The following is a 13,318-nucleotide window of genomic DNA, read 5'->3' as shown; positions in this document are numbered from 1 at the left end:
TAATTACGCTTTTATTTAAGGAAAGTAAATGTTTGAATGGATTTTTAGTGTAGATGCTTGGGTGGTATTGCTTACGCTTACAGCTTTGGAGATTGTGCTAGGGATTGATAATATCATTTTTCTAGCGATTTTAGTTTCTAAATTACCACCAGAACACAGAGATAAGGGTAGAATTTTAGGTCTTGCTTTTGCGATGATTACTAGAATTTTATTGTTATTGTCTTTGTTTTGGGTGATGAAACTTGTCACGCCTTTATTTAGTGTATTAGGCAATGAAATTTCAGGTAGGGATTTAGTGCTTTTACTTGGAGGGTTATTTTTAATAGTTAAGTCTATTAAGGAAATTAAAGAAAGTATAATGCACCAAGAGGAAAGTCAAAGCAATATAAAAATTAGCAATAAACTTTGGGTTGTAGTAGCTGAAATAGCTGTGATAGACATAGTATTTTCTCTTGATAGTGTTATTACTGCTGTGGGTATTGCTCAAGATATAGAGATTATGATTATTGCTGTTATTGTTGCAGTTTTGGTTATGCTTTTTGCTTCTAAACCAATTGCAGATTTTGTGGAAAAATATCCAAGTATTAAAATCTTAGCTTTGGCATTTTTAGTGATGATAGGCTTTGTTTTAGTATGTGAAAGTTTTGATATTCATATAGATAAAGCATATATTTATACAGCTATGGCTTTTTCTTTAATAGTTGAAATTTTAAACATCATTTCACAAAAAAAACAAACAAATAATTCTTAAAATATTTAGCATTTTTTATGCTAAATATTTTTTATCTTGACTTTTAATATTTTTTTATGTAGAATAACGCTTTATTTTTATATATCGGGGTGTAGCGCAGTCTGGTTAGCGCACTTGGTTTGGGACCAAGGGGCCGAAGGTTCGAATCCTTTCACCCCGACCATTTGTTGCAAATGGTGAGTGTAGCTCAGTCGGTTAGAGCATCAGATTGTGGTCCTGAGGGTCGTGGGTTCGATTCCCATCACTCACCCCATCAGCGCTCGTAGCTCAACTGGATAGAGCGACAGACTTCGGATCTGTAGGTTATGGGTTCGATTCCTATCGGGCGCACCATAAGCCTATTGTTACTTTTATTTTATGCGCTCATAGCTCAGCTGGATAGAGCAACGGCCTTCTAAGCCGTAGGTCAGAGGTTCGAATCCTCTTGAGCGTACCACTTTTGCGGATGTGGTGAAATTGGCAGACACGCCAGACTTAGGATCTGGTGCAGCAATGCGTGAAGGTTCAAGTCCTTTCATCCGCACCACTAATTTAAAATTATTAAAAGTATTTAAATTTTCATATTCATCTTAATCGTATTTATAACAATAAGTTAAATTTGTAATATTATAAAATGGTAAAATGCCATAGTAAATATATATTAAGTTAAAATTATCAAAAATTTTTGCAAGGATAAATTTAAAGAAGATACAAGAACAAAAGATTTTTTCATACCTTTTTGGCTCAAAATTTAGAGATTTACGCCAAATACAGAAGATTAAAAGTATGCCAAAGGTGCAATATTAATATACAAAATTTTGATATATGTATTTTGTGTATAAAAGATGGAATTTTAGCAAGTCAAGGGTATTATTAATTTAAAAAAGATGTGATAGATTATAATAGTTGTATATATCGATGAAAATATGAATGATAGTAGATATCGCAATTATTAAGAGGTGATACTACATTAAAATAGATAAATCAAATAGTTATGATAATCCAGATATTGAAGTTGTGTTTTTAGAAAAAGACTTTTTGTTTGAGACTAAATTTGGTAATTGTGAAAGTAAATTTAACGGTACAGTGATTGTGTTTACACTTTCTTTGGCTTACCCTGAGAAAATGGAGTATTATTTGAATTTAACTTCAAGCATTTATAGATAAAGAAAATTATCATGATGTTATTGATTTTTTAATCTAAAATGTTTTTTAGTAATTCAAGAACACAATAACCACTAACAAAAACATGCAATATGGAAAATTATACTTCAATATTACGATAAATTATAACAATATCAAGAACTTAAAATACAGTTAGAAAATCTTGCTGATTTTTGCATATTGAGCAAAACCATAAAACAAATTTCTTTAAAATACCCAATCTATATTAATAAAACTTTAAGCTTTTATTGCTATAATTTCATTTCCTTTTTAAACAAAAGGATTTTAAAAAGCTAAGACTTTTTGTCTTAATTTTTTAGTATTTGTTCTTTAAATTATTAATATTGTTAATCAAATCTTATTAGTCAATCTTTGAAATCTAAATAAGTGATCGATTGAGCCAGAGATTTACTTTAATAATATCTTTAATGTAAATCTATATTAATAAAACTAAAGATTATTAATTATATTTATATTTTAATTACTAATTACTAATCTTTGAAAAATACTTTTTCTTTGAAGAAAAAGATTAAACTTATCCAATTATTTTTTTATGGAGAGTTTGATCCTGGCTCAGAGTGAACGCTGGCGGCGTGCCTAATACATGCAAGTCGAACGATGAAGCGACTAGCTTGCTAGTTGTGGATTAGTGGCGCACGGGTGAGTAAGGTATAGTTAATCTGCCCTACACAAGAGGACAACAGTTGGAAACGGCTGCTAATACTCTATACTCCTGCTTAACACAAGTTGAGTAGGGAAAGTTTTTCGGTGTAGGATGAGACTATATAGTATCAGCTAGTTGGTGAGGTAATGGCTCACCAAGGCTATGACGCTTAACTGGTCTGAGAGGATGATCAGTCACACTGGAACTGAGACACGGTCCAGACTCCTACGGGAGGCAGCAGTAGGGAATATTGCGCAATGGGGGAAACCCTGACGCAGCAACGCCGCGTGGAGGATGACACTTTTCGGAGCGTAAACTCCTTTTCTTAGGGAAGAATTCTGACGGTACCTAAGGAATAAGCACCGGCTAACTCCGTGCCAGCAGCCGCGGTAATACGGAGGGTGCAAGCGTTACTCGGAATCACTGGGCGTAAAGGGCGCGTAGGCGGATTATCAAGTCTCTTGTGAAATCCAACGGCTTAACCGTTGAACTGCTTGGGAAACTGGTAATCTAGAGTGGGGGAGAGGCAGATGGAATTGGTGGTGTAGGGGTAAAATCCGTAGATATCACCAAGAATACCCATTGCGAAGGCGATCTGCTGGAACTTAACTGACGCTAAGGCGCGAAAGCGTGGGGAGCAAACAGGATTAGATACCCTGGTAGTCCACGCCCTAAACGATGTATGCTAGTTGTTGGGGTGCTAGTCATCTCAGTAATGCAGCTAACGCATTAAGCATACCGCCTGGGGAGTACGGTCGCAAGATTAAAACTCAAAGGAATAGACGGGGACCCGCACAAGCGGTGGAGCATGTGGTTTAATTCGAAGATACGCGAAGAACCTTACCTGGGCTTGATATCCTAAGAACCTTATAGAGATATGAGGGTGCTAGCTTGCTAGAACTTAGAGACAGGTGCTGCACGGCTGTCGTCAGCTCGTGTCGTGAGATGTTGGGTTAAGTCCCGCAACGAGCGCAACCCACGTATTTAGTTGCTAACACTTCGGGTGAGCACTCTAAATAGACTGCCTTCGTAAGGAGGAGGAAGGTGTGGACGACGTCAAGTCATCATGGCCCTTATGCCCAGGGCGACACACGTGCTACAATGGCATATACAATGAGACGCAATACCGCGAGGTGGAGCAAATCTATAAAATATGTCCCAGTTCGGATTGTTCTCTGCAACTCGAGAGCATGAAGCCGGAATCGCTAGTAATCGTAGATCAGCCATGCTACGGTGAATACGTTCCCGGGTCTTGTACTCACCGCCCGTCACACCATGGGAGTTGATTTCACTCGAAGCCGGAATACTAAACTAGTTACCGTCCACAGTGGAATCAGCGACTGGGGTGAAGTCGTAACAAGGTAACCGTAGGAGAACCTGCGGTTGGATCACCTCCTTTCTAGAGTACAAAGTAATAAGTCTCACAACTATTACTTCAATAAACTCAATCATCCTTGTTTAGATTTCAAAGATTGATGAAAAAGCTAATTTTGGGGAATTAGCTCAGCTGGGAGAGCGCCTGCTTTGCACGCAGGAGGTCAGCGGTTCGATCCCGCTATTCTCCACCATTATTAAGGGCCTATAGCTCAGCTGGTTAGAGTGCACCCCTGATAAGGGTGAGGTCACAAGTTCAAGTCTTGTTAGGCCCACCATAAAAAAGATTTGTTTGCAATATAAATATATAAGTTTTAAAACTTAAAGTAAGTATATTAAATATATTTATAAATAAAAATATTTTAATTATTAATTATACTTACTTTAGGTTTTAAGACCTAAATTAAATAAATAATAAAATATTTTATATATTAGATTAGTTATTTAAAGTTATTTGAATTATCATTGTTAAGAGTCACAAGCAAGTTTTAATAAAAACAATTTTACAGAACTTGTTAAAGAATAAAATTATTATTATCTTTGCTTTAGTCTTTAAAGATTAAAGATAAGTTTTAAACTCACAGCTTATTAGCTATATTTAGTTATTAAGTGTTTAAATGCTTTCCGTCTTGAGATAGTAAGGTTTTATTGTAAAAACTTTAACAAGGAAGTGATGCGTTTTAGAATAAAAGGTAAAAAAGGTAAGCTACTAAGAGCGAATGGTGGATGCCTTGACTGGTAAAGGCGATGAAGGACGTACTAGACTGCGATAAGCTACGGGGAGCTGTCAAGAAGCTTTGATCCGTAGATTTCCGAATGGGGCAACCCAGTATATAGAGATATATACTACCATAATGGAGCGAACGAGGGGAATTGAAACATCTTAGTACCCTCAGGAAAAGAAATCAATAGAGATTACGTCAGTAGCGGCGAGCGAAAGCGTAAGAGGGCAAACCCAGTGCTTGCACTGGGGTTGTAGGACTGCAATGTGCAATAAGTAAGGTTAGTAGAACACTCTGGAAAGTGTAGCCATAGAGGGTGATAGTCCCGTATACGAAAACCAAACTTTAGCTAGCAGTATCCTGAGTAGGGCGAAACACGTGGAATTTTGTCTGAAGCTGGGTCGACCACGATCCAACCCTAAATACTAATACCAGATCGATAGTGCACAAGTACCGTGAGGGAAAGGTGAAAAGAACTGAGGTGATCAGAGTGAAATAGAACCTGAAACCATTTGCTTACAATCATTCAGAGCACTATGTAGCAATACAGTGTGATGGACTGCCTTTTGCATAATGAGCCTGCGAGTTGTGGTGTCTGGCAAGGTTAAGCACACGCGAAGCCGTAGCGAAAGCGAGTCTGAATAGGGCGCTTAAGTCAGATGCTGCAGACCCGAAACGAAGTGATCTATCCATGAGCAAGTTGAAGCTAGTGTAAGAACTAGTGGAGGACTGAACCCATAGGCGTTGAAAAGCCCCGGGATGACTTGTGGATAGGGGTGAAAGGCCAATCAAACTTCGTGATAGCTGGTTCTCTCCGAAATATATTTAGGTATAGCGTTGTGTCGTAGTATAAGGGGTAGAGCACTGAATGGGCTAGGGCATACACCAATGTACCAAACCCTATCAAACTCCGAATACCTTATATGTAATCACAGCAGTCAGGCGGCGAGTGATAAAATCCGTCGTCAAGAGGGAAACAACCCAGACTATCAGCTAAGGTCCCAAGTCTTACTTAAGTGGAAAACGATGTGAAGTTACTTAAACAACCAGGAGGTTGGCTTAGAAGCAGCCATCCTTTAAAGAAAGCGTAATAGCTCACTGGTCTAGTGATTTTGCGCGGAAAATATAACGGGGCTAAAGTAAGCACCGAAGCTATAGACTTAGTTTTACTAAGTGGTAGGAGAGCGTTCTATTTGCGTCGAAGGTATACCGGTAAGGAGTGCTGGAGCGAATAGAAGTGAGCATGCAGGCATGAGTAGCGATAATTAATGTGAGAATCATTAACGCCGTAAACCCAAGGTTTCCTACGCGATGCTCGTCATCGTAGGGTTAGTCGGGTCCTAAGTCGAGTCCGAAAGGGGTAGACGATGGCAAATTGGTTAATATTCCAATACCAACATTAGTGTGCGATGGAAGGACGCTTAGGGCTAAGCAAGCTAGCGGATGGAAGTGCTAGTCTAAGGATGTAGGAGCTTATACAGGCAAATCCGTATAAGAATACTCCGAGATCTTAAAGGCTCTTTGAAGTCTTCGGATGGATAGGAGAATTGCTGATGCCGTCGAGCCAAGAAAAGTTTCTAAGTTTAGCTAATGTTGCCCGTACCGTAAACCGACACAGGTGGGTGGGATGAGTATTCTAAGGCGCGTGGAAGAACTCTCTTTAAGGAACTCTGCAAAATAGCACCGTATCTTCGGTATAAGGTGTGGTTCGCTTTGTATTAGAATTTACTTCGAAAGCAAAGAAACTTACAACAAAGAGTCCCTCCCGACTGTTTACCAAAAACACAGCACTCTGCTAACTCGTAAGAGGATGTATAGGGTGTGACGCCTGCCCGGTGCTCGAAGGTTAATTGATGGGGTTAGCATTAGCGAAGCTCTTGATCGAAGCCCGAGTAAACGGCGGCCGTAACTATAACGGTCCTAAGGTAGCGAAATTCCTTGTCGGTTAAATACCGACCTGCATGAATGGCGTAACGAGATGGGAGCTGTCTCAAAGAGGGATCCAGTGAAATTGTAGTGGAGGTGAAAATTCCTCCTACCCGCGGCAAGACGGAAAGACCCCGTGGACCTTTACTACAGCTTGACACTGCTATTTGGATAAGAATGTGCAGGATAGGTGGGAGGCTTTGAGTAATAGACGCCAGTTTATTATGAGCCATTGTTGAGATACCACTCTTTCTTATTTGGGTAGCTAACCAGCTTGAGTTATCCTCAAGTGGGACAATGTCTGGTGGGTAGTTTGACTGGGGCGGTCGCCTCCCAAATAATAACGGAGGCTTACAAAGGTTGGCTCAGAACGGTTGGAAATCGTTCGTAGAGTATAAAGGTATAAGCCAGCTTAACTGCAAGACATACAAGTCAAGCAGAGACGAAAGTCGGTCTTAGTGATCCGGTGGTTCTGTGTGGAAGGGCCATCGCTCAAAGGATAAAAGGTACCCCGGGGATAACAGGCTGATCTCCCCCAAGAGCTCACATCGACGGGGAGGTTTGGCACCTCGATGTCGGCTCATCGCATCCTGGGGCTGGAGCAGGTCCCAAGGGTATGGCTGTTCGCCATTTAAAGCGGTACGCGAGCTGGGTTCAGAACGTCGTGAGACAGTTCGGTCCCTATCTGCCGTGGGCGTAAGAAGATTGAAGAGATTTGACCCTAGTACGAGAGGACCGGGTTGAACAAACCACTGGTGTAGCTGTTGTTCTGCCAAGAGCATCGCAGCGTAGCTAAGTTTGGAACGGATAAACGCTGAAAGCATCTAAGCGTGAAGCCAACTCTAAGATGAATCTTCTCTAAGCTCTCTAGAAGACTACTAGTTTGATAGGCTGGGTGTGTAATGGATGAAAGTCCTTTAGCTGACCAGTACTAATAGAGCGTTTGGCTTATCTTTTTATAAGCATCACTTCCTTGTTAAGGTTTTTAATAAAGCTTTGAGTGTTTTTATATGAAAACTATATTAGCTTATAAAATCTTACAAGTAAAGTTTATATTAGAACTTGCTCTTAACATTGTTTTTTAAGTATTCTTAAAAAAGATAATAAAGTGATTTAGTTTAATTAAATATTTAAACATAAAATAAAAAATAAAATAAAGATATTTTATAATCTAAATTTATTATTTTTATAATTTAATTTTTAAAAGAATATTTAAATAACAATGTCCGTGATTATACAGATGTGGAGACGCCTTGTCCCATCCCGAACCAAGAAGCTAAGCACATCGTGGGTGATGATACTACGCCTTACTGGCAGGGGGAAAGTAGCTCATTGCGGACTTGTTAATTCTCTTATTATTCTTACTTTATACATAATCTTACGTTTGTTTTTATTGTTAGTTATTATTTTAGTTTTTATAAAATTTAGTTATTTGCTTAGTTTGGGTTTTAGTTGGGTTATTTTATTTTGGATATTTTTGTTTGTGACATTATTTTTATATTTTTATTATTTTAGATTATATTTCTTGTGTTTCTTTCTTGTAGTTCTTAATTATTCATAATTTATAGTTTAATTTATAGTTTAATTTATAGTTTAATTTATAGTTTAATTTATAGTTTAATTTATAGTTTAATTTATAGTTTAATTTATAGTTTAATTTATAGTTTAATTTATAGTTTAATTTATAGTTTAATTTATAGTTTAATTTATAGTTTAATTTATAGTTTAATTTATAGTTTAATTTATAGTGCTTTTTATTTTTAAATTTTTTTATGGTTCTTAGGTTTGTTATTTTATTTTTTTATGGTTTTTAAATTTCTAGTTTTTAGTTGTTTATGTTTTTATTGTGAAAATTTTTAATTAATTTGTGCTGGTTAGATAGAGTATTTATTGTTATTTTTTATTATTTTATAAAATTTAGTTTTATGCGTTTTTTAGTTATTTATTGGTTATTCTATTTTATTTTTAATTTTTTTTAGTTTTATGTATTATTTTTTATGCTTTAGATTTGTGTTGTTGGCTATTGAATTGTTTTAATGGCTTATTGGGTGGTTTGGTTTGAGGATTTAGTTGTTTTAAATTTGAAATGTTTATAACAAATTTGATAAATTTGGTTTTTTATTTTTTATTGCTTATGTTTTTGGTTTGTGGATTTTTTTTGTTCTTTATCGGTTTGTTAAATTTGTTTTAATTTTTAGATTGTGTTTCTTTGTGTTATGACTCTTAATTGATTATAGCTTTTTATTTTATGAGTTTTAAATGATTTAGCTTTTGGTTTTTTGGGTGGTTGACTATTGAATTGTTTTAATGGCTTATTGGGTGGATTGGTTGTGGCTATATTTAAGATATGCATGATTTTAGTGTTGAAATAGTATAAATTATAATTATTCAACTATTTCTTTCTTAATCCTTTAAAGTAAATTTTAGTAAAATACAAAATATTCTTTATAAAGGTTAAAAATGCACTTTACTTTGTTAAATGAAAAAGATTTTTTCAACCCCTACTACCGCAAAAAGCAAATTCTAAAAGATGATTTTGAAAAATTTTCAAAAATATTAAGCGAGTACATGCAAATTCTTTGTGAATTTCATGAGCAAAATGAAGATTATTTAGTAGCTAATGCTTTGAGCGTGTTTTTAACAAAATTAAATTTTAAAAGCATTGTAAAGTCAAAACAAAAAGGCAAAAGCGAGATAGACTTAGCCATCATCAAAGATGAGTTAAGCAAGGACTTAGAAGTTCTTATCGAAGCTAAAAAGCCAAATTCAAAAGAATTTATAAGCGATACTAAGCCAAATTCCAAAGCCTTGCACGAGGCTATTTTGTATTATTTTAGAAATAGAGAGCATTCTTTTTCGCTTAAATTTATCATCATCACTGATTTTTATAAATTTTATATTTTTAAAGCTAGTGAATTTGAAGAGCTTTTTTACAAAAATTCTGAATTTAAAAAACTTTATAAAGAATTTACTAGCCAAAATTCACTCTTTAAGGGCAACACGGAAGAATTTTACAAAGAAGCAGCCAAACTCATAGAAAATTCCAAAGAAAGCTTAAAAGGCTTTTTCATCGACTTGGCATTTTTAAAAGACAAGCAAAAGTCAAATTTCAAAAACCTAGCAAGCATTTTTAAAACCTTTCATAGAGACTTTTTGCTAAATGAATTTAGTCCAAATGACGCAAACTCACTAAACAACGCATTTTATAAAGAGCTTTTATACATCTTAGGTTTAAGCGAGAGCAAACAGCTTTCTAAATTCATCATCACACAAAGTGAGCAAAGCAAACAAACCCAAGGCACGCTTTATCATCTCATAGCGAGCAAACTCCCAAAGCATGATTTTGAAGAGGTGTTAAAATTCATCATACTTTGGTTAAATCGCATTTTATTTTTAAAGCTTATAGAGTCTAATTTGGTTAGATTTAACGATGATAAAACCCTTAAATTTCTAAACTACGAAAAAATTCCAAATTTTACTACCCTTTCACATCTTTTCTTTGATATCTTAGCTAAAGAAAAGCACACAAGAGCGCAGAGTAAATTTAGCTATTTGCCTTATTTAAATTCATCGCTTTTTGAAAAACAAGCCATCGAAAAAACCACATTAGAAATCGCTACTTTAGAAAATGACGCTTTGCTAGAGTACCACCCGCACACACAGCTAAAAGATGACAAAGGCAAAAGCAAAAAGGGCAAAGTAGGCTTGCTTGAGTATTTGTTTGAGTTTTTAGACAGCTTTGATTTTGGAGCAGATGAACAAAGCGAAGAACTCATCAAACAAAAAGAACTCATCAACTCAAGCGTTTTGGGAAATGTCTTTGAAAAGCTAAATGGCTACAAAGAAGGTAGTTTTTATACTCCAAGCTTTATCACTTCATATATGTGTAAAGCAAGCATAGAAAAAGTCGTGCTTGATAAGTTTAACCATACTTTTAAGCTAAATGCCACCAAGCTAAGTGAGCTAAGAATCCAGCTACGCCAAGATAAAATCTCTCAAGAACAAAAACTAGCCTTGCTAAATTCCATACGCATTTGCGATCCTGCGGTGGGAAGTGGGCATTTTTTAGTTTCAGCTTTAAATGCCATGCTTATGGTGCATTATGAGCTTGGTTTGTTTGAAGAGGACTTTTACCTAAGCGTGCAAAATGATGAAATTTTAGTGCAAAATCACAAAGGCCAGTTTTTAGAGTATAAGCGCCCTGATTTTGACAAAGACAAAACCCATCTTTGTCAAAAAGAACTTTTCGAGCGTAAAAAAGACATCATAGAAAACAACCTTTTTGGAGTAGATATCAACCCAAACTCATGTGAGATCACTAAACTAAGGCTTTGGATAGAGCTTTTAAAACATAGCTTTTATGAAAGCTTTGATGATATAAACTATCATGATCTTAAAACCCTACCAAACATCGATATCAACATAAAATGCGGAAATTCGCTTATAAGTTATTTTGAAATTCACAAAAGCCTTTCTCACTACCCCAACATCAAAGAACGCATGGATAAATACAAACGCATAGTCAAAGACTACAAAGAAGGCTTTTACACCGATAAAACTCTCATCGCAAAAGAGATCAAAAACCTCAAAGAGTCTTTTAAAAATTTCTGCTTAAAAGACAAATTTGCCAAAGAGATCAAGCAACTTACCAACGGCGCTAATGAATACTCTAAAAAATACGGCGATTTTTTAGCACAAGATGAAAAAGATGAGAATTTTAGAGCATTTTTCTCTAAAAATATGTTTGAATTTGACTTTGATGAAAGTGCAGCTAAGAAAGAATTTAAAAAGCTTAAAAAGCTTTATGAGAGTATATTTGACTTAGAAAGCGCAAATCCTTTTGAATGGCGTTTTGAATTTAGCGAAGTGCTTGATGAGGGCGGGAATTTTCAAGGGTTTGATCTCATCATTGGTAACCCACCTTATATAAGAATACAAGGGTTAGATAAAAATTTATCGCAGTATTATAAAAAACATTTTAAAGTGGCAAGTAAAAATTATGATATATATATTTTGTTTGTAGAGCAATGTTTTAAGCTTATAAAAAATAAAGGAACAATCGCTTTTATAATGCCTCATAAATGGATTAATGCTGATTTTGGGTTAAATTTAAGAGAATTTGCAAAAGATAAGATTGGCAAGATTATATCTTTTGGGGAATTTCAGGTTTTTGATGCTTCAACATATACCGCTTTACAATGGTTTGAAAATAATTCTTCGCATTTGAAATTTATTCAAACGGATAAAAATATCAACTCAAAAGAAGAAATGTCAAATTTTATTTTTAATTTACAAGAAGAAGATTTTAAAATTATAGACAATAAAAAACTATCTTCATCATTTTGGAGTTTTGAAGAAAATTTAAATCAAGAAATTTTCTTAAAAATCAATCAACATATATTGGTAAAGGATTTATTTAGGGTTTTTGTAGGCTTGCAAACAAGCAAAGATAGTGTTTATTTTTTAAAAGATTGCAAAGAAAATGAAAATCTAGTTAAAGGATATTCTAAAGAGCTTAATAAGGAAGTGGAGATAGAAAAAGAAATTTTAAAACCACTTTTAATGGGTGATAATTTTCATAGATATGAAAAACTTGTTTCAAATTCAATGGTTTTATTTCCTTATTATAAACAAGATGATGCAAATATTAATGCAAAAATGTCTCTTTATGATGAAAAAGAATTAAAAGCTAAATTTCCAAAAGCTTGGAGTTATTTAAAAGAGTGTGAAAATGTTTTAAGAGCAAGAGAAAATGGAAGATTGTCTAATGATGATTTATGGTGGAGATATATTTATCCAAAAAATCAAACATTATTTGATAAAGAAAAATTACTTTGTCCAGATATTTGTAATAATACTCATTTTGCTTTTGATAATCTCGGAAAATTTTATTTCACTACTACTATTTATGGTTATGTTAGAAATGAAAAATATAAAACTTTAGATTATAAGTATTTAATAGCTATTTTAAATTCATCATTAACTTGGTGGTTTTTGCAAAAAACTAGCGTTGTGATGAGAGGTGGATTTTATAGGATTAAGCCAGCTTATATAGAAAAATTTTGCATACCAAAAATAAATTCTAAAAATGAAAAACTAGCAAACGAGCTTATAAGCTTAGTTGATGAGATTTTAAAAGTTAAAGAACAAGACAAAAAAGCAAACACCAAAATCCAAGAAGATAAAATAAACTCTATCGTTTATAAACTTTACAACCTAAACGAAGAAGAAATAAAAATTATAGAGAATAACCAGAATTAATTTAGGATCGTAGCATGATTAGTTTTAAGCCTTTAATTTTCTTTATAGATGAATTACTATGCCAATTGGAAAATATAATAACTCAAAGACAAAATGAAAGATTTAGGGTAGATTTTTATATGTCTTTTGAATATTATAATCATAGAAATATATTTAAACACCCTATTACTATATGTAAAAATATCTATTTAGATATAATACAATCTCAAAATTTTATTTCTAGAGAGTTAAAATTGCATAAAACTCATATTACTTATGATTTTTATGCGAAAAGATTCATGGTTAGTAATTTTGAATCCGGCATAATTTTAAATCCTGAGTTATTAAAAAAATTTAATTTTATGTTTATAAATGGATTGATAAAAAATCAACTTTCGATTAACAATAAAGCCCATTCAGATAATCGATATTATGACAAATCAATACATTTTTTGGGTTGTCATTTTGATGAACATTTCACTATTTTTCAGGTCAATA

At 34.3% G+C, this 13,318-nt stretch carries 2 protein-coding genes, 7 tRNA genes and 3 rRNA genes; all 12 read left to right on the top strand.

Annotated features, from left to right (window positions below):
* Window positions 1-28: 28 nt before the first annotated feature.
* The 12 genes from CLLT_RS07350 (at window position 29) to CLLT_RS07295 (ending at window position 12,841) form a co-directional block, all read left to right on the top strand.
* A complete protein-coding gene (locus CLLT_RS07350; protein WP_074692914.1) occupies window positions 29-751 on the top strand; it encodes a TerC family protein in 723 nt (240 codons plus the stop codon).
* 85 nt (window positions 752-836) lie between these two features.
* Window positions 837-914 (top strand) — tRNA-Pro (locus CLLT_RS07345).
* 13 nt (window positions 915-927) lie between these two features.
* Window positions 928-1,004, top strand: a tRNA-His gene (locus tag CLLT_RS07340).
* A gap of 3 nt (window positions 1,005-1,007) precedes the next feature.
* Window positions 1,008-1,084, top strand: a tRNA-Arg gene (locus tag CLLT_RS07335).
* A gap of 26 nt (window positions 1,085-1,110) precedes the next feature.
* Window positions 1,111-1,187 (top strand) — tRNA-Arg (locus CLLT_RS07330).
* A gap of 5 nt (window positions 1,188-1,192) precedes the next feature.
* Window positions 1,193-1,277, top strand: a tRNA-Leu gene (locus CLLT_RS07325).
* Between the two features lie 1,167 nt (window positions 1,278-2,444).
* Window positions 2,445-3,957: ribosomal RNA gene (locus tag CLLT_RS07320) — 16S ribosomal RNA — on the top strand.
* Between the two features lie 93 nt (window positions 3,958-4,050).
* A tRNA-Ala gene (locus CLLT_RS07315) sits at window positions 4,051-4,126 on the top strand.
* A 7-nt stretch (window positions 4,127-4,133) separates the two neighbouring features.
* Window positions 4,134-4,210 (top strand) — tRNA-Ile (locus CLLT_RS07310).
* 421 nt (window positions 4,211-4,631) lie between these two features.
* Window positions 4,632-7,536 (top strand): 23S ribosomal RNA (locus CLLT_RS07305).
* A gap of 268 nt (window positions 7,537-7,804) precedes the next feature.
* A 5S ribosomal RNA gene (gene rrf, locus CLLT_RS07300) occupies window positions 7,805-7,921 on the top strand.
* Together the 16S, 23S and 5S rRNA genes with 2 tRNA genes alongside form the textbook arrangement of a ribosomal RNA operon.
* 1,119 nt (window positions 7,922-9,040) lie before the next feature.
* The gene (locus CLLT_RS07295; RefSeq protein ID WP_074693094.1) at window positions 9,041-12,841 is read left to right on the top strand and encodes a type IIG restriction enzyme/methyltransferase; all 3,801 of its coding nucleotides are present in this window, start codon (window positions 9,041-9,043) and stop codon (window positions 12,839-12,841) included.
* Window positions 12,842-13,318: the final 477 nt, after the last annotated feature.

The sequence above is a fragment of the Campylobacter lari subsp. lari genome (assembly GCF_013372185.1).
Taxonomy (GTDB): domain Bacteria; phylum Campylobacterota; class Campylobacteria; order Campylobacterales; family Campylobacteraceae; genus Campylobacter_D; species Campylobacter_D lari.
This window is presented reverse-complemented; position numbering and strand designations above follow the sequence as displayed.